Raw genomic sequence first — 20,460 nt, 5'->3', positions numbered from 1 at the left:
ATATCGGCATCAAATCCAGTCACTGGGCATTTTTACGCCATGCGGCCATCGTTGCGCGCGGGCGCCGGGATGCGAAAGACAAGACAGACGATACACCGGAGAACGTCATGACCGACGAAACAAACAAGCACGGACACGAAGCTGCCGCGACCGACGAGGCAGACAACGCGACGCCCGAGGCTGTGGAAGCGGCGCCGGTTGCCGAGCCCGATCCGCTGGAGCTTGCAAGGGCTGAGAACAACGACCTGCGCGACAAGTATCTGAGGCTCGCCGCCGAGATGGACAACCTTCGCCGCCGCACCGAGCGCGACGTCAAGGATGCCAAGTCCTATTCGGTTGCAGGTTTTGCCCGCGACATGCTGGCCGTCTCCGACAATCTTCGCCGTGCGCTCGATGCCATCCCGGCCGAAGCGAAGGAAGCCGGCGAAGCGGGTCTCACTGCCTTGATCGAAGGCGTCGAGATGACCGAGCGCGCCATGCTGTCGGCGCTGGAGCGTCATGGCGTGAAGAAGCTGGAACCGGAAGGCCAGAAGTTCGACCCGAACTTCCACCAGGCCATGTTCGAAATCCCGAATGCCGACGTGCCGAACAACACGGTGCTGCAGGTCGTTCAGGCCGGCTACACCATCGGCGACCGCGTCCTGCGCCCGGCCATGGTCGGCGTGTCCAAGGGCGGCCCGAAGGCGGTCGCTGCGGAAGGCGATAGCCCGGCGGCCTGAGTTGCGGTCTGATCCATTAAAACGCCGCGCGTCCACCGGGATGCGCGGCGTTTTTGTTTTGTAGCAGCCCCACCTGCGGCAGCTGGTCTCAGCCGAACAACTGCCGCAGGTGATCGTTGAGGAAGCGTCCCTCCGGATCGACCTTTGCCCGCAACGCCCGGAAGTCGCCGGACCGTGGATAGAGCGCGGTCACGTCCTCGGCGCCGAGAAAATGCAGCTTGCCCCAATGCGGCCGCGAGCCGTACTGGCGCAGGATCGTGTCGACATCCCGAAGATACTCCCAATAGTCCGTGCCCGGTTCGCCCGAGACCGAAAGCGTGATCGAATCCTGTTCGTAGAAGGGGCTGATCCAGCCGGTGTCGCCGGCCGTGAAGCGATACTCGATCGGGTAGATGCAGGTTGGATGCTTTTCCAGCATCAGCTTGCGCACCGCCTTGACCGCATCCTTGCCGTGGGCGACGGGCACTGCATATTCGAGTTCGTGGAAGTTCGGCACATATTCGATCGGATAGATTTCGGAGGAATAGGCGATCTTCTCGAACCCCTGTTCCATCGGCGGCCGGTCGGTGATGTCGATCACCTTCATTTCGCAGACATCGGAAGTCTGGTCCGTCGTCGAAACGGACGCGGTATCCGGCAGGCAGTAGCAGTGCCGGCTTTCGGGAACCGGGCACCAGAAGAAGCCGAAGTGGCGGTGCTTGGCGGCGAATTCGTCGTGCTGCTCGATCATCTCGTCGAAGGTGCAGCGCCAGAGCTTTTCGTGCAGGTTGTAGCTGTCCATCGCCTGCAGCGTGATCTCGGAGATGACGCCGAGCATGCCGATCGAGACGCGGGCTGCCTCTAGCAAGTCTGGGGTCGTTTCGTCGACGACGAGAATACTGCCGTCAGGTTCCACGAGCCGCATGCCGACGATCTGCGAAGCCATGTTGCCAAGTGCAGCCCCCGTGCCGTGCGTGCCGGTGGTCAGCGCCCCTGCCAGCGCCTGGCTGTCAATGTCGCCCTGGTTGATCAGGGAGAGGCCACTCGACTTCAGCACCTTGCCAAGCTGGTTGATCGTCGTGCCGGCCTTCACTGCGACACGTTTGCGCGCCTGGTCGATGTTGACGACGCCCTGCATGCTCGACAGCGTCAGATGCAGCCCGCTGGTCAGCGCCACCGGCGTGAAGGAATGGCCGGAGCCGGCGCAGCGCACATTGAGCCCTTGCGACGTCGCCTCGCGGACCATCTCGGCGAGCGCGGCCTCGCTCTCGGGCGCGCCGCGCTGGCGCACGATGCATGATTGGTTTCCGACCCAGTTGCGCCAGTGGCCACCTGCCTGAAGCATGTCTTTCCCCTCTCTCAGACCGCCGTGAAGCAATTGTCGACGAACAGGTGCGTGCCGTTGACGAAGCTCGCCTCGTCGCTGGCGAGAAACAGCGCGGCGTTCGCCACCTCTCTCGGGTCGCACATCCGCCCTTGCTGGGCGGCGATCGCCGCTTCCGATACGTCGACGCCGCATTTGCTGAGGCCGACCAGTTCGCGCTTGCCGTGATCGGTGGCGATGAAGCCGGGGCAGACGGCGTTGCAGCGGATGCCGCGGTCGCGGAATTCGACGGCGATGGCGCGGGCGAACATGTGGCACGCCCCTTTGGTGGTGTCGTAGAGCACTTCCATCGGCGTCGCCGCGACGGCAGAGATTGATGAGGTGCAGACGATGCTGCCGCCGCCGGCGGCCAGCATGCCCGGAAGCACCGCCTTGGTCATCAGGAACATGCTGCGCACGTTGACCGCCATCAGCCGGTCCCACTCGTCCTCTTCCGTTTCGAGGAAGGGCCCGACAGCCAGGATGCCCGCGTGGTTGAAGAGGACGGTGATCGCGCCGAAGGCTGCCTCGACCGCCTTGACGGCAGCACTTACCTCCGCAGAAATCGAGACATCGGCCGGCGCAAAGATCGCCTCGCCGCCGTTTGCACGGATGGCGGCGGCGACCTCTTCGCCCTTGCTGCGCGGCAGGTCGACGATGCCGACCTTCGCGCCTTCGCGGGCAAAGAGTTCGGATGCGGCAAGCCCGCAGCCGCCGGCGCCACCGCTGATCAAAGCCACTTTTCCGGAAAGCCTGCCTGCCATCGCATCCCCCTGCGCTGGAGCGCCACGCCTAGATACGCGCGACGATCTTGTTCCCTCATGGGGTGAATTATTGTTGACGAAGCGGGGGCTGTCGATATCCCATGCGGGATACGGAGAAGGGGAGGGTTCGACGCGGATGCTGGCTCGGGAATCGGCCGATATTTCGGCCATGATCGGATTGATAGGAACACAGGATTTCGGCGCCGCCCTCGACCGAATGCTGCGCTCGATCGCAAGCTTCGACCTTTCGGTTGCCTTCGCCTATCCCTATGACAACAGGCCGATCGTGCTGCATGACGGCTACACCGCCAAGGTGTCCGCCAGCGCGCTTTCCGCCTATCTCGGTGGCGCCTATCTGCTCGACCCGTTCTATGTCGCCTGCAGCGTCGGTCAGCCGCCAGGGCTCTGGCGCATGCGCGAACTGGCGCCTGACCAGTTCTTCCATTCGGATTTTTCAAGCTCGGCCGAGGTGCATCCCTGCATCTCGATGGAATGCGGGGTCCTAGTCGAAGAGATCGGTTTCGTCATTCCGCTCGATGACGGTGTGCAGGCCACCTATTCGCTCATGCGCGGCCGCGGCGGCACGCCGTTCAGTGACGAGGAACTGGGGCGCCTGAGGGTCTACGAGCCGATCGTGCGAGAAGCCGTGCGTTCGAACTGGCGCCAGCAGAGCCACACCGTGGCGACGCCGTCTCGCGATGACGACGCGATCGAGACCGCGTTCGACAGCCTCTGCGCCGATCGCCTGACGCGGCAGCAACGCAACATCGTGCGGCTGATCCTGCGGGGGCACAGCAACCTGTCGATCGGCAAGACGATGAACATCGCCGAAGGAACCGTCCGCATTCATCGCAAAAACATTTACCGCCGGCTCCGCATTTCGAGCCAGGGCGCACTGTTCCGGATTTTCATTGATCATTTGAACCGCCGTCAGCTCTACTGACGGCAGCTCCGGGCCGTTGCTCAGGCGGCGTGAGAGGTCGTGTCCTCATTGAGCAGTGTGTAGATCGCGCTGGCGGAATCGCTCGAGCGGATCTTGGCCACCATGTCGTGGTCGCGCAGTACGCGGGCGATCCGCGACAATGCCTTGAGGTGGTCTGCGCCGGCGCCTTCGGGCGCGAGCAGCAGAAAAACGAGGTCGACCGGCTGGTCGTCGAGGGCTTCGAAATCGACCGGTGTGTCCAGCCGCGCAAAGATCCCGATGATCGACGGCAGGTTGTTGAGCTTGCCGTGCGGGATAGCAATGCCGTTGCCGACGCCCGTGGAGCCCAGCCGTTCACGCTGCAGGATGACATCGAAGATTTCGCGTTCCGGAAGCCCGGTGATCTTTGCTGCTTTAGCCGCCAATTCCTGAAGGAGCTGTTTTTTCGAGTTGGCCCTCATGGCCGGGATGATCGCATTTTGGTGCAGTAAACCTGCCAATGCCATTCTTTTGTCCTCGTTCGCCGGTTAGAGCCGGACAACATCATCACAAATGCGTCGCAATGGCTCTAACCATCTTTGTCTTGGCGGGTGCCATGCACAGAAAAGTCGTATTTTCCGGCCTGTCCGCTGATCCAAGTGGCGAGAGCGCCGGCACACCGGCGCTCCCTTTTCCACTCATCCCTTGATATTGGCAGCGTCAATCCAGCCAATATTTCCGTCGTTGCGTCTGTAGACGATATTCAACTCTGCCTTGCCGGGAGTACGGAACATGAGGACAGGTTCATCCGTCATGTCGAGCGCCATCACAGCGCCCGCGACCGACATCGTCCTCAATTGTTTCGAGCTTTCGGCGACGATCGTCGGTGCGTAATCCTCGGGGACTTCGTCATCCTCGAACGGCACCGAGTCCATCACTGTGTAAGCCACCTCGGTACCTTGACCGTTACCGTTGTGGTGGTCCTTGAGCTTGCGCTTGTAGCGACGAAGGCGCTTTTCGATGCGCTCCGACGCTGCGTCAAAGGCAGCCTGGGGGTCATTGGCCTGTCCACTCGCCTGCATAACCACGCCCGTATCGAGATGAAGCTTGCAGTCGGCGCTAAAGCGCGGTCCAGACTTTTCCACAGTGACCTGGCTTGAATATCCTCCGTCGAAATATTTGGTAACGGCCTGCTCGATCTGGTCGCCGATGCGGGCGCGGAACGAATCGCCGATTTCCATCTGTTTACCGGATACACGCACACTCATGGAGTTTCCTCTCTATTTCGTGATTTGCGCAGCCAGTCTATTCCAAGCGCTCCCGTCATCCAAGCCTTTCACGCTTGCGGGAGCCTCTCTGTCGCACCGCCGGTCGTACCGGCCGGCCGAGGAAGACCGTGTCCTCGGCAATTGCGGCGGGCTCATATCCCCTGCGTCGCGGAGAGTCAATCGAAGGTCGCAAAAAAGTTAACGCGCATTAACTTGCCGGCGGCGTTTTTGGCGGGTTTAGAAGCCCGATACCTTGGCCAGCGCCCGCTTTTCGCGCCGTCGCTGTACGGAGGAGGGGATGTTCATGGCTTCGCGATATTTCGCCACCGTGCGGCGCGCGATATCGACACCGGCCTGCTTGAGGCTGTCGACGATATCGTCGTCGGAGAGCACAGCGTCGGCGCTTTCCTGCTGGATCATCGTGCGGATGCGATGACGCACGGACTCTGCCGAATGGCTGTCGCCGCCCTCGGCCGAACCGATGGAAACGGTGAAGAAATATTTCAGCTCGAACAGTCCGCGCGGCGTCAGCATGTATTTGTTCGAGGTAACGCGGCTGACCGTCGACTCGTGCATCTTGATCGCATCGGCGACGGTTTTCAGGTTGAGCGGGCGCAGATGGCCGACGCCGTGGACGAGGAATGCGTCCTGCTGGCGAACGATCTCGGTGGCGACCTTCATGATCGTCCTGGCGCGCTGATCGAGACTGCGGGTCAGCCAGTTGGCGTTCTGCAGGCATTCGTTGAGAAAGGCCTGGTCGGCGCTGTTCTTCTCGGTGCCGCGCGACACCGTAGTGTAATAGGCCTGATTGACGAGAACGCGCGGCAGGGCGTCCGGGTTGAGCTCGATGAGCCAGGTTCCGTCGGGCGCCGCCCGTACGACGATATCGGGAACGATGGCCTCGCTGACGCTGGTCTCGAAGCTCGTGCCCGGTTTCGGGTCGAGCTTGCGGATCTCGGCGAGCATGTCGATCAGGTCTTCCTCGTCGACACCGCAGATCTTCTTGAGGCTGGCGAAATCGCGCCGCGCCAGAAGCTCGAGGTTGGCGACGAGCGCCTCCATCGCCGGATCGAGGCGGTCGCGAAGGCGCAACTGAATGGCGAGACATTCGCTGAGTGTTTGTGCAAAGACACCTGGCGGGTCGAACTGCTGCAGCGTGAGGAGGACGCGGGTGACGTCGGCACCGGATGCGCCGAGGCGTTCGGCGACCTCGTGCAGTTCGGCCTGAAGATAGCCGGCCTCATCGAGCTGGTCGATCAGGTGCTGGGCAATCAGCCGGTCGGATGCGGCGGGCAACGCAAAGGGCAGTTGCTCGAGAAGGGTTTCGCGCAGGCTCTTGCGACCGGCGACGAAGTCGTCGAAATCGTAGTCGCCGCCTTCGCCGCTGCCGGGCATCGATTTCCACTGGCCGAGCAGCTCCGGCGCGTCGGCGCGTTGCGGTGCCGTGTCGTCCTGGTAGACATTGCCGAAATCCGCGTCGAGCTGTTCGCTGAGCCGCGCGCCGTCGGTTGCCGTGGCATTGTCGTAGAGATCGCGCTGGGCGGATGGCTCATCCGGTCCGCCGAAGTCTTCTCCGGATGCCTGCCCCGCTTCTTCGCGGTTGCCGTGCTCGGAGCTTCCACCGAACTCGTCGTCGCCGCCGTGAAGCTCGAGCAGCGGATTCTTTTCGACTTCCTGCGCGATGAACTGATTGAGTTCCAGATGCGTCATCTGCAGCAGCTGAATCGATTGCATCAGCTGCGGGGTCATGACCAGCGACTGTGACTGGCGCAGATGAAGGCTGGCCGACAATGCCATGCGGACGTGAAACTCCCGACGAAATCTCCACCGGTCGCATCGTTGGCGGGCCGGTTTTTCATTTGGCCCAAAAATTGCTTATTGAGGGGGTTTGGTCAAGCGCGACCGCGGGGCGAGATGTCGGATTCGCCCGCGGATCGCGTCAGAGACTAAAATTATCGCCGAGATAGAGCCGGCGTACGTCCGGATTGGTGACGATATCGTTGGCGCGGCCGTGGGTCAGCACCTCACCGGCATGGATGATGTAGGCCCGGTCGATGAGACCAAGGGTCTCGCGAACATTGTGGTCGGTGATGAGCACACCGATGCCGCGCGACGTCAGGTGCCGCACCAGCGCCTGAATGTCGGCGACCGAAATCGGGTCGACGCCGGCAAAGGGTTCGTCGAGCAGCATGAAGGTCGGGTCGGTGGCAAGCGCACGGGCAATTTCGAGACGTCGCCGCTCGCCGCCCGAAAGGGCGATCGCCGGCGACTTGCGCAGATGCGTGATGTTGAACTCGCCGAGCAGGTCGTTGAGCTTGCTTTCGCGGCGCTCCAGGTTCTTGTCGTGCACTTCGAGCACGGCGCGGATGTTTTCCTCGACCGTCAGGCCGCGAAAGATCGAGGCTTCCTGCGGCAGGTAGCCGACGCCGAGACGGGCGCGGCGATACATCGGCATCGTTGTGACGTCGTTGCCGTTGATCTCGATCGAGCCTTCGTCGACCGGCACGAGGCCGGTGATCATATAGAAGCAGGTGGTCTTGCCGGCACCGTTCGGGCCGAGAAGGCCGACAGCCTCCCCGCGGCGAACGACGAGCGACACGCCATTGACCACACGCCGCTCGCGATAGGCCTTGGTAAGGCCGCGGGCGATCAGCGTGCCGTCATAACGCGCCTTGTCGACCGCATGACCCGCTGCGGCGGGTGTGGCCGCCGACGGTTTGCGGACGCGCTTGCGCTTGTGAAGGAAGGGGAGTTGCACGAGCGGGTCTACGTCAGTTCTTTTTCTGTGACTTCGGGTCGAGCTGGATCTGCACCCGACCGCCACAGGCTTCGAGCTGCGCTTCGCCCGTGTTCATCTGCACATTCAACTGGCAACCGACGAACACGTTCTTGCCTTCCGACAGAACGACCTTCTCGCCCTTCAACACGAAGGTCTGCTTGGTCATGTCGAACTCGCCGCTGTCGGCGGTTGCCTGCTGGGTGCCGGAGCTGAGGAAGACGCGCTGGCTGACTTCGATGCGGTCGATGTCGGCGTCGCCGCTCGAAACCGAGCCTGCGCCGGACTTGTAGAAGACCGTCATGCTGCCGGCCTGGAGCGTCGTCGTGCCTTGCACGACCTTGACGTTGCCGGTGAAGATCGCCTTGCTTTCCGGGTCCTTGATTTCAAGCTTGTCGCTTTCGATCTGGATCGGCTTGTCGTTCGACAATTCGAGGCCCTTCATCTTGCTCGACGTGGCCTGGGCGGCAGCGCCCGAAACGATCATCAATGCGCCGATGCCGGCAACGGCCAGGCTGGCTGAAGTCCTGAAAAAAGTAGCGGGTCTAACCGACATGGATGCACCAGATCCTAATTCGTGTTCTTGCGGATGGCGGCGGGGTCGAGAGTGACCCTCACCATGCCCTCAAATGTTACTATGCGTCCCTTATCCGTCATTCGCAGCCGCTGCGCAATGATCGAACCGCCCTTCATGCTGATCGCAATCGGTTGTTTCGTTTCCATTTCGCCGGCATTGATGTCCAGATAGGCCGATTGGAAATCGGCGTTGACGCCATTATTCATTGTAATCGTGAACGGGGCGTTCATATCGAGCGTGTTGGCGCCGCGATCGTAGATGCCGTTGGTCGCGTCCACCGTGGCGATCAGCTTGTCGTTGACAGGCATTTCGGCATGGATCGTCTGCAGCGTGATGATATCCGGATTGGCGATATCCTGCAGTGCGCGCTGCGCCTTCATCGAATAGCTGATGCCCTGCTTGTTGCGCCCGGCAATCGCAGGGTTCTGCATGACGATCTTGCCGTCTTCGATCGTCGCGCTGTCGAGCTGCAGATCAACCGGCATGAACGCGCGCACGAAGGAAATGACTGCGAAGATCGCCGCGATGATGCCGGCGACCACAGGCAGGATGATCTTGAGGCGTTTGACGCGCGCCGAATGCCGCGCGGCGAGCGCATAGGCGTCCGACGAGCTCGCACCCGTATCGGCAAAGAAGCCGGGGGCTGGCGCATGATCTAACATGTGAAGGCCTGTTGGTTCCGTTGCTATCCCGCGGATCGGCGAGAACCGCATTTTACATACATTCGTGTAAGTCGTCGCAAATATGGATACTTTTTGCCGCCGCACAATGGCGCCGCAAAAAACTTCGTGAAAACAGGAAAACGGCGGACACGGCTTTTAACCGCGACCGGCCGCGTCTATTGAATATGCCACCTGCCGCGCAGATAGCATGTTCCATCGGAAACTGACAGAAGCTGCGCCAACAAATTCGGGAGAAACCCACATGGACGAACTTGCCATCGCCGATCGCCGCAGCCTGCGCAGGAAGCTGAGCTTCTGGCGCTGGATTGTCGCCGGCCTGCTCGCCGTCGTGGCATTGATCATTCTGTCCTGGTCGGGTTGGGCGGATCGCGCAGGGCGTGCCCGCGACCATGTCGCCCGCGTGACGATTTCGGGATTGATCCAGGACGATCGCGAATTGCTGGAGCGGCTTCAGCGGATCGAGGACAACGATTCTGTCAAGGCGCTGGTGGTCACCATATCGTCGCCCGGCGGCACCACCTATGGCGGCGAGGTTATCTATAAGGCGATCCGCAAGGTCGCCGCCAAGAAACCTGTCGTTTCCGATATTCGCACGCTGGCCGCCTCTGCCGGCTACATGATCGCGCTTGCAGGCGATACGATTATCGCCGGCGAAAGCTCGATCACCGGCTCAATTGGCGTCATCTTCCAGTATCCGCAGGTCAAGGACCTGATGGACAAGCTTGGCGTCTCGCTGGAATCGATCAAGTCGAGGCCGCTGAAGGCCGAGCCGTCACCCTTCCATCCCGCGAGCGATGAAGCCAAGGCGATGATCCAGGCGATGATCGACGACAGCTATGGCTGGTTCGTCGATCTGGTGGCCGAGCGCCGCAAGCTGCCGCGCGACGAGGCTCTCCTGCTGGCCGACGGGCGGATTTTCACCGGCCGCCAGGCGCTGGGCCTGAAGCTCGTCGACAAGCTTGGCGGCGACGACGAAGTCCGCACCTTCCTGGTCGGCAGGAAGGTGTCGAAGGACCTTCCTCTGGTTGATTGGAAGGCGCCGAGCCGGACCCTGCCTTTCGGCCTGGGATCGGCCGTCTCGGAGTGGGTCAAGATGTTGGGATATGACGCTTTTCCGGCTATGAGGGGTCTCGAAAAAATCGGGGGTGACAAGTTGTTTCTTGACGGTCTTGTTTCGGTTTGGCAGGTTGATGCTCAATGAGGATGGCAGCATATGCCCAGCCTGATCCGTAACATGGCTGCCTGCGCCGGTTAAGCGCCGGCCATATTCTTGCGGCAATCACAATGCAGACCAAAAAAGCAAAACAAACAAGAATTTAAGGGGGCGACAGTGATCAAGTCAGAACTGGTGCAGATTGTTGCAGCTCGCAATCCGCATCTCTATCACCGCGACGTCGAAAACATCGTCAACGCGGTGCTCGATGAGATCACAGACGCGCTGGCTGCTGGAAACCGCGTGGAGCTGCGCGGTTTCGGTGCTTTCTCGGTCAAGAACCGGCCGTCCCGCTCCGGTCGCAACCCGCGCACCGGCGATTCCGTTTTCGTCGAGGAAAAGTGGGTGCCGTTCTTCAAGACCGGCAAGGAGTTGCGCGAGCGGCTGAACCCGGGCATGAACGGGGACGATGAAGACTGATCATCCCCCGATCGTCATGAATCCGGATCGTCGTCATCGCCGCTAATGCTTATGCGATGATCCGGAAAACTGGAGCGGCTGAATGCTCAAGAAACTGATCAACATCGTTGTTCTCATCCCGGTCGGTGTCATCCTGATCGTGCTCAGCGTCGCCAATCGCCAGAGCGTCACGCTGGCCCTCAATCCGTTCCGGCCTGAAGACAGCGTCTTGTCAATGAGCGCGCCGTTCTTCGTTTTCCTGTTTCTGGCCGTCGTCGTCGGGTTGATTCTGGGCGCCGCCGCGACCTGGTTCAGCCAGGGCAAATACCGTCGCCGTGCGCGCAATGAAGCGACCGAGGCACTGAAATGGCATCGCGAAGCCGAAAAGCACCGCAGCCAGGCAGAGAAACTGGCGACCCAGGCAACACTCGCCGCTCCGCAGAACTAGAGTATTTCCAGGAAAAGTGTGAAGCGGTTTCCCGTCAGGAAATGCGTGGAAACAAAGAGATAGAGCGTTTCCGGGGTGATGTGTAAACCGGAAACACTCTAACTGAAGACCGGGTCGGTCTTGCCCTTCAGCCGACCGCTTCCGCCGGGCCGCCGACAGCGACGCCGAAATCCGTAAAGAACTGCTGCGCCAGCTTCTTGGCGGTCGAATCGACCAGCCGCGAGCCGAGCTGCGCCAGCTTGCCACCGATCTGCGCCTTGACGTCGTAGCGCAGCACCGTTTCCGTACCGTCGTCGACCAGAGTTACATCCGCGCCGCCCTTGGCAAAACCGGCTATGCCGCCTTTGCCCTCGCCGGAGATCGTGTAGCTTTCGGGCGGGTTGAGGTTCGACAGGATGACGTCTCCGGTAAAGGAGGCCGAAACCGGACCGATCTTGATCTTGACCACGGCCGAAAGCTCGGTCGGCGATTTCATCTCGATCGACTGACAGCCCGGGATGCATCGCTTCAGGATTTCCGGGTTGTTGAGGCCGCGCCACACGGCATCGCGCGGTGCCGAAATGCGTTCTTCGCCGGTCATGTCCATGCGCTGTCCTCCCACTGACGGTGCCGCGCGTCGAAAAGGGCGCGCGATGTTGACGTAATCTTTTGAATTCGCTTTACAATCCTGTCCATAAATTGCTGCCGGGCGACGGAATTATGCAAATGTCGCGCCCGCACTGATCTTGGCTCATCGGAAACGGCTTTGCCAAGAGCATCAGCGGTGCTATTTGCACCAACAGAATTAGGCTTCGCCTCGAAACCCGGGGTGCGGCTGCATACCTCATGGCGCGGTTCCGGTTACATCCGATATTCGGCTGGGTAGCGCCTCGTGACAAAACAAAGCCCAGGGATCTCAGCGTGAAGGAAAAGGACCGGCGGTCGAAGAATGCCTCCGTGACGACGGCGAAGGGCCGTGGGGCCGAGGCGCGTGGCGGTGGCCGCCATGAGAAGAAGCGTCCACCTTTTGCCAAGTCAGGCGAATCCAGGGAGCGCACCGCCGGCCACGCCGCGGCGAAAGCCGCAGAGCCGCGCGAGAGGCCCCCGCGGGCACAGCCCGAAAACGAGGCCCCGGCTCGTGTCATCCCGCGGCGCACCGGCGACAAGCCGGGCGAACAGGTGCCGCTCATTCTCGAGACCGCAGGCGTTTCCGGCTATCACCTGATCGACAGTGGCGCCGGCGAAAAGCTCGAGCAATACGGACCCTACCGCATCGTGCGCCCCGAGGCGCAGGCGCTCTGGCCACGTAGCCTGCCGGACAGCGTGTGGGAGAACGCCGACGCGATCTTCACCGGCGACACCGACGAGGACGGCATGGGCCGCTGGCGCTTTCCCGGCGCCGTTCTGGGCGAAACCTGGCCGATGCAGCTTCTGGGCACCGACTTCCACGGCCGTTTCACCTCATTCCGCCATGTCGGCGTGTTTCCCGAGCAGCTCGCGCATTGGAGCTGGGTGAAGGATCAGGTCCAGGCGTCCCGTCGTCCGCTGAAGGTCCTCAACCTCTTCGGCTACACCGGGGTTGCCTCGCTGATCGCCGCCAAGGCCGGCGCCGAGGTCACCCATGTCGATGCCTCGAAGAAGGCGATCGGTTGGGCCCGGGAAAACCAGGCGCTGGCGCGCGCGGAAAAACTGCCGATCCGCTGGATCTGCGACGATGCGATGAAATTCATCCAGCGCGAGGAACGGCGCGGCAGCCGCTATGACATCATCCTGACCGACCCGCCGAAGTTCGGCCGCGGTCCGAACGGCGAAGTCTGGCAGCTTTTCGACCACCTGGCGGCGATGCTCGACATCTGCCGCGAAATCCTGTCGCCCGAGGCACGCGGCCTGGTGCTGACGGCCTATTCCATCCGCGCCAGCTTCTACTCGATCCATGAACTGATGCGCGAGACGATGCGCGGTCGTGGCGGCCGGGTTGAATCCGGCGAACTCATCATCCGCGAAGGCGGCCTTGACGGCCAGGAGCCGGGACGGGCGCTTTCGACATCTCTCTTCAGCCGCTGGGTGCCGTAATGAGCCATGACAGAAGCGAACACGGCGCAGGCCGCGTCGGGCAGGTGAAGGAAGTCACCAGCCTCACCAATCCGATCATCAAGGACATCAAGTTGCTGGCGCAGAAGAAGCACCGCGACGAGACGCGGTCCTTCATGGCCGAAGGCCTGAAGCTGGTGATCGATGCGCTCGATCTCGGCTGGAAGATCAAGACGCTGATCTACGCCAAGGCGGCCAAGGGCAAGCCGCATGTGGAACAGGTCGCAGCCAAGACCTTTGCCCGGGGCGGCCTCGTGCTCGAGGTCAGCGAAAAGGTGCTCTCGACGATCACGCGGCGCGACAATCCGCAGATGGTCGTCGGTATCTTCGAGCAGCGCTACCGGGCGCTGAAGGAGATCCGCCCGCAACTCGGCGAAACCTATGTGGCGCTCGACCGCGTTCGCGATCCGGGTAATCTCGGCACGATTATCCGCACGGCCGACGCGGCCGGTGCCTCCGGCATCATTCTCGTCGGGGAAACGACCGATCCGTTCTCGCTCGAGACGGTGCGGGCAACCATGGGCTCGGTCTTTGCCATGCCGGTTGTGCGTGCCAGCACTGACGATTTCATCAAATGGCAGAAGCAGGCCGGCGTGAAGGTCGTGGCCACGCATCTGGCTGGTTCGGTCGATTACCGGACGATCGACTACAAGTCGAAACCGGTCGTGCTTTTGATGGGCAACGAACAGGCCGGCCTTCCGGAAGAGCTTGCCCGTGAGGCCGGAGCGCTTGCCCGCATTCCGCAGGCGGGTCGCGCCGATTCCCTCAATCTGGCGATTGCCACCGGCATCATGCTGTTTGAGGCGCGACGTCATCTGCTGGCGCTGGATGCCGGCGCATGAGCGAAAAGCAGGTGTTGTTTTCACGGCCGCTGCCGATCGCGGTCTTCATCGTCCTCGCGCTCGCCGCCGACCAGTTGATCAAGTATCTGGTCGAAGCCTATCTGCCGTTCAATGAGGCGGTTCCTGTGGTGCCGATGCTGGCGCTCTACCGCACCTACAACTACGGCGTCGCCTTCTCGATGCTGTCGGGCATGGAAGGCTGGTTCATCGTCGGCATGCGCCTTGTCGTTGTTGCCTTTGTTCTGTGGCTGTGGCGGCGTACGCCGAAGGATCGGTTCTTCGCGCATTTCGGCTATGCGTTGATCATTGCCGGCGCACTCGGAAACCTCGTCGACCGGCTGATCTTCGGCTACGTCATCGACTACATCCTCTTCCACACGCAGACGTGGTCCTTCGCGGTCTTCAACCTGGCCGACAGTTTCATCACCGTTGGCGCCGGCGCGATCATTCTCGACGAGCTGCTGCAGGCGAAAAAGGCCGACGCTTAAGATTTTATCGATGCGCTGAAGCCATTCGGAACGCTTGTCATGTTAGCCCGGATGGCATGAGCGAGCCGTCACGATTGCTAGAGCAGATCGAATCCGGTTTCGGTGCGCAAGCCCGAGCCAGCGGTGCGATGTCCGCTGCCGGCAGGGCGGACGGCACCGGCACGATGTCGAAGCCCGCCGCATCGGCATACTCCCTGCGTCGTCTTTCGCTGGCATCTTTGGGGGTCATCGCCTCCGGCCTCGTGCTTGCGATCGGTATCGCCGCCGGTCTTTATCTGTTTTCCGCTGCGGTTGCAGCGGCCGGCCTTGCGGGCGTGTTGCTCCTGATTGCCGATGGCATCAGGGCCGCCGACAGCGATAGACAGAGCGTGGAAGTCAGGCAGGACGGCGACTGGGATCGCCAGGAAAACTCGGCGCTGCTTTCGACCATCCACGATGCGCTCGGAGACCTCGCGATCATGCGTGGCATGGATGGCAAGATCGTCCATGCCAATGCCGCCTTTCATCGGGCCTGCGGCATCGATGATGCCAGCGGATTGACGTGTGCCGCCATCGGCCTGAACTTTGAGCCGAAGATCGAACCCAATCATTACCTCGTGCGGATTGCCGCGCCCGAAGGGCTGCGCCTCTACGATTGGCACGACGTCATCGCCCGGGATCCGGCGAACGGTCGGCTGATGCGCCACAGCATCGCGCGCGATGTGACGGAGGAGGCCCGTGCCGCACGTGAGCGTGAAGACGCGCGGCGCCGCGCCGAGGAGGCAAGCCAGGCGAAATCGCGGCTGCTTGCAACCGTCAGCCATGAAATCCGCACGCCGCTGTCCGGCATCCTCGGCATGAGCCATCTGCTCGGCCAGACCCGTCTGTCGAGCGAGCAGAAGAACTATCTGGCCGGCATGCAGCAGTCCGGCCATGCCTTGGTGCAGCTCGTCGAGGACCTGATCGATTTCTCGTCGCTGTCTTCAGGGCGTTTCCAGTTCCGGCCTTCGCGACAGGATCCGCGCGGCGTGATCGAGAGCGTCGTCGAGATGCTCTCCAACCGGGCGCATGAAAAGGGCATCGAGATCGGCGCAACCGTGACGGTCGACGTGCCGGCGCTGATGGAGTTCGACGCGGCGCGCCTGCGCCAGGTCCTGTTCAATGTCATCGGCAATGCCGTGAAATTCACGGAGGTCGGCGGTGTTTTCGTCAGCGCTGATATCGTCGAAGATTGCGTGCAGATCCTCATCGACGACACCGGTCCCGGCATGTCGGGCGACGAGTTGAAGCGCATCTTCGACGAGTTCGAGCAGGCCGGCAATGACGAGCAGCGCGCCAAGGGCACGGGGCTCGGGTTGGCGATCTCGCGCCGGATCATGCAAGCCTGTGGCGGCAGCCTGGCGGCGTCGAGCGCGCCCGGCCGCGGCAGCCGCTTCGAGATCCGCCTGCCACTCGCCGAAGTCGAGCGGGTCACGCCGGAGCGGCGCCAGAGGCTCGATCGATCGCATGTGCTGGTGATGGCGCCAGACGGGCCGGCGTCCGCAGCGCTGTCGGCCACCATCGCCACCCTCGGCGGACGTTGCCATCGGGCAACAACGCTCGCAGCCGCCCAGAACGTCATCTCGGATGTTCTCGCCGGTGGTGCGCCATTGACCGATATCATCGTCGATCACCGCCACGCCGGTCAGTTCAAGCAGCTTCTCGCCCTGCAGCCGGCCGTCGGCCGTCTCGACGTGCGCCGAACCTATCTGATCAACCCGGAGGAGCGGAACAACCATCCCGTCGACCAGATGGACGGTTACGAGGCCTGGCTGATCCGCCCCTTGCGTGAGAAGTCGCTGGTCGAAGTCCTGCTCGGACGGTTGAAGGGCATCGAAAAACGCGACGCCATCAACGACAACCGGCCGATCCTTCGCGAGGAGCCGACGATTGCGCCGGTCCGGCAGAGCCCGCGCGGCATCCTGTTGGCTGAAGACGATCCGGTGAATGCGCTGATCGTGCGCACCGTGCTGGAGCGCGCGGGACAGACGGTGCGGTTGGTGACGGATTTTGGTGCCGTCGATCAGATCCTGTCCAGGGTCGGCGATCAGGTGCAGGCGATGCCCGAACTCGTTGTCACCGACCTCAACATGCCGGGCGGCGACGGATTTTCGATGCTGAAACGCCTGCGGGAGAACGAAGCGATGCGGCCGGGCCGGCGCCTTCCCGTGATCGTGCTCACATCAGATGCGCGGCTGGAGGTCAGGGACAGGCTCGTTGCGGCCGGCGCCGACGTCGTGCTGCCGAAGCCCGCCGATCCGCAGCGGCTGATGGCGGAAATAAGCCGTCTTCTCGAGATACGGTAAGCGTTCAAGTCGTAACGGTATCAACGCCTGAGCAGGGGTTGTGCGCCGTTTTCATGTCACTATGTTGTTGCAGAAACGTGGTCTAAGCCCGGCAGATATGAATGATTCGGGATGACGCGGATGACGATCGAGCTTCTGGATTCGACGAGCGTGGTAGACACTTCTCAAGCTTGCGTCGGCAAGACAATGACCGCCCCGGCGACCGACGTTCTCGGCCGAATAGCGAACCTTGAGACCCGGCTTGCACGCAACGCATCGGAGATCGATGCGGCGCAGGCGGTGCGCTACAAGGTTTTCGTCGAGGAAATGAAGGCGCAGGTCGGCCCCGACCTTGATCGTCGCAAGCGCGACGTCGACAGCTGGGATGCGATCTGTGACCATCTGCTCGTGCTCGACACGGCGATCGAGGGCGATCCGGAAGACCAGATCGTCGGCACATACCGCCTGCTGCGCCAGGATGTGGCCGAGCGGGCCGGCGGCTTCTACTCCGCTTCGGAATTCGATGTCGGCGCGCTTCTTTCCCGCCACTCCAGCAAGCGCTTCATGGAACTCGGACGCTCCTGCGTGCTGCCGGATTACCGTACGAAGCGTACGGTGGAACTGCTCTGGCAGGGCAACTGGGCTTACGCACTGAGATACGGTGTCGATGCCATGTTCGGCTGCGGGTCGTTCCCGGGCGTCGTGCCGGCCGAGCATGCGCTGGCGCTTTCCTTCCTTCACCACAATATCCTTGCTCGCGACGAATGGGCCGTCAGCGCCCGCCCCGAATTGCACCGGACCATGGACATGATGCCGGTCGAGGCCATCAATCCGAAGAAGGCGCTCGCCGCCCTACCGCCGCTGATCAAGGGGTACATGCGCCTTGGGGCCATGGTCGGTGACGGTGCGGTGGTCGACCATGCGTTCCGCACCACCGACGTGCTGATCGTTCTGCCGATCAGCAATATCTCCGGCCGCTACCTCAATTACTACGGTGCGGATGCCGGGCGGTTTGCCACGTCAGTATCCTGACGGGCGCTCGGCGTAATTAACCAGATATTAAGGATGGGTTTGACTTTCGATCTCGAAAGAGAGACTAGTCTTGTCAAGAAGTATTTTGGTTTCATGACGAAAGAGTAGAATAAATAACGGAGAGAACCGCCGATTTCAAATGAGATTGGCGTATATTGCGCTCTATCTCCATATTATTTTCATCGCACCGGAAGTAAGTCTTCCATTATGTATTGAGCTCGACCCCTTTCCCAAGGGTGTCGAGCTCTTCTTTTGTACAGAAATTCATGCTGTTTCTGCATCGAATCGACACGCCCTGTTCAGCGATGAAGCAGGGCGTGTCCTGAATTCGGACACTGATTGCCGATTTCACATTCCGGCGTTGTAGGCGGCGATTGCCGCCATGTTGACGATGTCGGAATCCTTCGCCGACATCGAAACGATCTGTACCGATTTGTCGAAACCGACGAGCAGGGGACCGATGACGGTCGAGCCGCCGAGTTCCTGCAGCATCTTGGTCGAGATCGAGGCGGAGTGGAACGCTGGCATGACAAGCACGTTGGCCGTGCCCGAAAGACGGCAGAACGGATACTGCTCCATCACCCGCGAATTGAGCGCCACGTCGGCGGCCATCTCGCCATCATATTCGAAGTCGACGCGGCGTTTGTCGAGAATGTTGACCGCCTCGCGCACCCGCTCCGAGCGTTCGCCCAAGGGATGGCCGAAGGTCGAGTAGGCGAGCATGGCGACGCGCGGCACATAGCCGAGCCGCTTGGCGAGGCCGGCCGCTTCCTCGGCGATGTCGGCGAGTTCCTCCGAGGACGGCATGTCGTGCACTGCGGTGTCGGCGACCAGCACGGTGCGGCCGCGGCAAAGCGCGATCGACACGCCGATGACCCGGTGGCCCGGCTTCGGATCGATGCAGCGGCGCACGTCTTCGAGCGCCGTGGAATAGTTGCGGGTGATGCCCGTCACCATGCCGTCGGCATCGCCGAGCGCGACCATGCAGGCAGCGAAGTGGTTGCGGTCGTTGTTGATCAGGCGCTGGGCGTCGCGGAAGAGGTAGCCCTTGCGCTGCAGCCTTGCGTAGAGATAGTCGGTATAGGCGCCGACCCGCTTGGAAACCCGGGCATTGACGATCTGGATGCCGGGGCGGTCGAGATCGATGCCCTCGCGCTCCGCCGTCTCGCGCATGCGATCCTCGCGGCCGAGCAGGATCGCGGTGCCGAGCTGCTGGTTGGCATAGGCGATCGCCGAGCGCATGACCTGCACTTCTTCGCCTTCGGCAAAGACGATGCGCTTCGGCTGGCGCCGGACGCGCTCGTAGATCCGCTGCAGCGTCGAGGCGATCGGGTCGCGGCGGGCGGAAAGCTGGCGGCCATAGGCTTCGAGGTCGGTGATCGGCTTGCGCGCGACGCCGGTTTCCATCGCCGCCTTGGCGACGGCCATCGGAATCGCCGATATCAGCCGTGGGTCGAAGGGAACCGGGATGATGTATTGCGCGCCGAAGCGCGGACGATTGCCCTGGTAGGCGGCCGCCACATCGTCAGGCACGTCTTCCTTGGCGAGGCTTGCGAGCGCCTCGGCGGCTGCGATCTTCATCGCGTCGTTGATCGTCGAGGCGCGCACGTCGAGCGCGCCGCGGAAGATATAGGGGAAGCCGAGCACGTTGTTGACCTGGTTCGGGTAGTCCGAACGGCCGGTCGCGACGATCGCGTCGTCACGGATGCGGGCGACTTCCTCCGGGGTGATTTCCGGATCCGGGTTGGCCATGGCGAAAATGATCGGCCGCGGCGCCATCGAGCGGACCATGTCTTCGGACAGAGCGCCTTTGGCGGAAAGGCCGAAGACCACGTCGGCGCCCTCGATCGCTTCGGCAAGTGTGCGGCGGTCGGTCTTGACCGCGTGCGCCGACTTCCACTGGTTCATGCCTTCTGTGCGGCCCTGGAAGATCACGCCCTTGGTGTCGCAGAGGATGACGTTTTCCGGGTTGAAGCCCATCGCCTTGATGAGCTCGATGCAGGCGATCGCCGCCGCACCTGCGCCGTTGCAGACGAGCTTGGTGGTCTTGAAGTCGCGACCGGTCAGCGTCAGCGCGTTGATCAGGCCGGCGGCGGCGATGATCGCGGTGCCGTGCTGGTCGTCGTGGAACACCGGAATGTCCATGACCTCGCGCAGCTTCTGCTCGATGATGAAACAGTCGGGCGCCTTGATGTCCTCGAGGTTGATGCCGCCGAAGGAGGGGCCGAGGAAGCGCACGCAGTTGATGAACTCGTCGACGTTCTCGGTATCAACCTCAAGGTCGATGGAATCGACGTCGGCGAAGCGCTTGAACAGCACCGCCTTGCCTTCCATGACCGGCTTGGAGGCAAGCGCCCCGAGATTGCCGAGACCGAGAATCGCCGTGCCGTTGGAAATGACCGCGACCATGTTGCCGCGCGTCGTGTAGTCGTAGGCGGTGGAGGGGTCCTCGGCGATCGCCATGACCGGCACGGCAACGCCGGGCGAATAGGCAAGCGACAGGTCGCGCTGCGTGGCCATGGCCTTGGTGGGGGAAATCTCCAGCTTTCCGGGACGACCCTGCGAGTGAAAATCGAGCGCTTCCTGCGCGGTGACGCTCGTCATTGTGCGATCGGTCTTGTCGGTGGCCGGCATG

The 20,460-nt window shown here is 62.1% G+C and carries 20 protein-coding genes; 10 read left to right on the top strand and 10 right to left on the bottom strand.

Annotated features, from left to right (window positions below):
* Positions 1–2: 2 nt before the first annotated feature.
* Positions 3–719: a nucleotide exchange factor GrpE gene (gene grpE / locus ABIE33_RS06485; RefSeq protein WP_429123147.1), complete on the top strand. Its 717-nt coding sequence runs from the start codon at positions 3–5 to the stop codon at positions 717–719.
* Between the two features lie 88 nt (positions 720–807).
* Here grpE and ABIE33_RS06480 read toward each other — a convergent pair whose 3' ends face one another.
* Together ABIE33_RS06480 and ABIE33_RS06475 are read right to left on the bottom strand one after the other, a co-directional pair.
* Entirely contained in the window at positions 808–2,043 is a 1,236-nt protein-coding gene (locus ABIE33_RS06480; RefSeq protein WP_429122786.1) for a D-arabinono-1,4-lactone oxidase, read from the bottom strand.
* Between the two features lie 14 nt (positions 2,044–2,057).
* Complete coding sequence (locus ABIE33_RS06475) at positions 2,058–2,825, bottom strand: SDR family NAD(P)-dependent oxidoreductase (RefSeq protein ID WP_429122783.1); 768 nt, start codon at positions 2,823–2,825, stop codon at positions 2,058–2,060.
* 169 nt (positions 2,826–2,994) lie between these two features.
* On the opposite strand from ABIE33_RS06475, the gene ABIE33_RS06470 reads away from it, so the two are divergent.
* A complete protein-coding gene (locus ABIE33_RS06470) occupies positions 2,995–3,768 on the top strand; it encodes a helix-turn-helix transcriptional regulator (RefSeq protein ID WP_429122780.1) in 774 nt (257 codons plus the stop codon).
* Between the two features lie 20 nt (positions 3,769–3,788).
* On the opposite strand, the gene ptsN is transcribed toward ABIE33_RS06470, so the two are convergent.
* The 6 genes from ptsN to lptC all read right to left on the bottom strand — a co-directional run bounded on the left by ptsN (position 3,789) and on the right by lptC (position 9,009).
* Positions 3,789–4,253: a PTS IIA-like nitrogen regulatory protein PtsN gene (gene ptsN, locus ABIE33_RS06465; protein ID WP_025425681.1), complete on the bottom strand. Its 465-nt coding sequence runs from the start codon at positions 4,251–4,253 to the stop codon at positions 3,789–3,791.
* Positions 4,254–4,424: 171 nt separating this feature from the next.
* Positions 4,425–4,994: a ribosome hibernation-promoting factor, HPF/YfiA family gene (hpf, locus tag ABIE33_RS06460; protein ID WP_065783260.1), complete on the bottom strand. Its 570-nt coding sequence runs from the start codon at positions 4,992–4,994 to the stop codon at positions 4,425–4,427.
* A 237-nt stretch (positions 4,995–5,231) separates the two neighbouring features.
* Complete coding sequence (rpoN, locus tag ABIE33_RS06455; protein ID WP_429122775.1) at positions 5,232–6,791, bottom strand: RNA polymerase factor sigma-54; 1,560 nt, start codon at positions 6,789–6,791, stop codon at positions 5,232–5,234.
* 142 nt (positions 6,792–6,933) lie between these two features.
* Entirely contained in the window at positions 6,934–7,752 is an 819-nt protein-coding gene (gene lptB, locus ABIE33_RS06450) for an LPS export ABC transporter ATP-binding protein (RefSeq protein WP_053248895.1), read from the bottom strand.
* Positions 7,753–7,765: 13 nt separating this feature from the next.
* Positions 7,766–8,326 (bottom strand): LptA/OstA family protein, encoded by a 561-nt coding sequence (locus ABIE33_RS06445; RefSeq protein WP_429122771.1) that lies wholly within the window; start codon positions 8,324–8,326, stop codon positions 7,766–7,768.
* A gap of 14 nt (positions 8,327–8,340) precedes the next feature.
* Positions 8,341–9,009: an LPS export ABC transporter periplasmic protein LptC gene (gene lptC, locus ABIE33_RS06440; protein ID WP_429122768.1), complete on the bottom strand. Its 669-nt coding sequence runs from the start codon at positions 9,007–9,009 to the stop codon at positions 8,341–8,343.
* Between the two features lie 262 nt (positions 9,010–9,271).
* Here lptC and sppA point away from each other — a divergent pair, with 262 nt between their 5' ends.
* The 3 genes from sppA (at position 9,272) to ABIE33_RS06425 (ending at position 11,090) form a co-directional block, all read left to right on the top strand.
* The gene (sppA, locus tag ABIE33_RS06435) at positions 9,272–10,231 is read left to right on the top strand and encodes a signal peptide peptidase SppA (RefSeq protein ID WP_429122766.1); all 960 of its coding nucleotides are present in this window, start codon (positions 9,272–9,274) and stop codon (positions 10,229–10,231) included.
* A gap of 129 nt (positions 10,232–10,360) precedes the next feature.
* Positions 10,361–10,663 (top strand): integration host factor subunit beta, encoded by a 303-nt coding sequence (locus ABIE33_RS06430; protein WP_025425688.1) that lies wholly within the window; start codon positions 10,361–10,363, stop codon positions 10,661–10,663.
* Positions 10,664–10,745: 82 nt separating this feature from the next.
* A complete protein-coding gene (locus ABIE33_RS06425; RefSeq protein ID WP_429122762.1) occupies positions 10,746–11,090 on the top strand; it encodes a DUF1049 domain-containing protein in 345 nt (114 codons plus the stop codon).
* 127 nt (positions 11,091–11,217) lie between these two features.
* On the opposite strand, the gene ABIE33_RS06420 is transcribed toward ABIE33_RS06425, so the two are convergent.
* Positions 11,218–11,676 carry an SRPBCC family protein gene (locus ABIE33_RS06420; RefSeq protein WP_429122759.1) on the bottom strand — a complete coding sequence of 153 codons (459 nt, stop codon included), beginning with the start codon at positions 11,674–11,676 and terminating at the stop codon, positions 11,218–11,220.
* 314 nt (positions 11,677–11,990) lie between these two features.
* Between ABIE33_RS06420 and ABIE33_RS06415 the strand changes: the two genes are divergently transcribed.
* From ABIE33_RS06415 to ABIE33_RS06395, 5 genes are all read left to right on the top strand, one after another.
* Complete coding sequence (locus ABIE33_RS06415) at positions 11,991–13,142, top strand: class I SAM-dependent methyltransferase (protein WP_429122757.1); 1,152 nt, start codon at positions 11,991–11,993, stop codon at positions 13,140–13,142.
* Positions 13,142–14,002 (top strand): TrmH family RNA methyltransferase, encoded by an 861-nt coding sequence (locus ABIE33_RS06410; protein ID WP_429122754.1) that lies wholly within the window; start codon positions 13,142–13,144, stop codon positions 14,000–14,002. Before ABIE33_RS06415 ends, ABIE33_RS06410 begins: the two co-directional genes overlap by 1 nt.
* Complete coding sequence (lspA, locus tag ABIE33_RS06405; protein ID WP_429122751.1) at positions 13,999–14,490, top strand: signal peptidase II; 492 nt, start codon at positions 13,999–14,001, stop codon at positions 14,488–14,490. The genes ABIE33_RS06410 and lspA overlap by 4 nt, the downstream gene beginning before the upstream one ends.
* Positions 14,491–14,546: 56 nt before the next feature.
* The gene (locus ABIE33_RS06400; protein WP_429122748.1) at positions 14,547–16,814 is read left to right on the top strand and encodes an ATP-binding response regulator; all 2,268 of its coding nucleotides are present in this window, start codon (positions 14,547–14,549) and stop codon (positions 16,812–16,814) included.
* 120 nt (positions 16,815–16,934) lie between these two features.
* Positions 16,935–17,825 carry a GNAT family N-acetyltransferase gene (locus ABIE33_RS06395; RefSeq protein WP_429122745.1) on the top strand — a complete coding sequence of 297 codons (891 nt, stop codon included), beginning with the start codon at positions 16,935–16,937 and terminating at the stop codon, positions 17,823–17,825.
* Positions 17,826–18,173: 348 nt separating this feature from the next.
* On the opposite strand, the gene ABIE33_RS06390 is transcribed toward ABIE33_RS06395, so the two are convergent.
* Positions 18,174–20,459 (bottom strand): NADP-dependent malic enzyme, encoded by a 2,286-nt coding sequence (locus ABIE33_RS06390; RefSeq protein ID WP_429122743.1) that lies wholly within the window; start codon positions 20,457–20,459, stop codon positions 18,174–18,176.
* Between the last annotated feature and the right edge of the window lies 1 nt (position 20,460).

The organism is Ensifer sp. 4252 (genome assembly GCF_050434565.1).
Classification (GTDB): Bacteria; Pseudomonadota; Alphaproteobacteria; order Rhizobiales; family Rhizobiaceae; genus Ensifer.
Note: the sequence above shows the minus strand (reverse complement) of the source record. Positions and strands in the feature narration are given on the sequence as shown.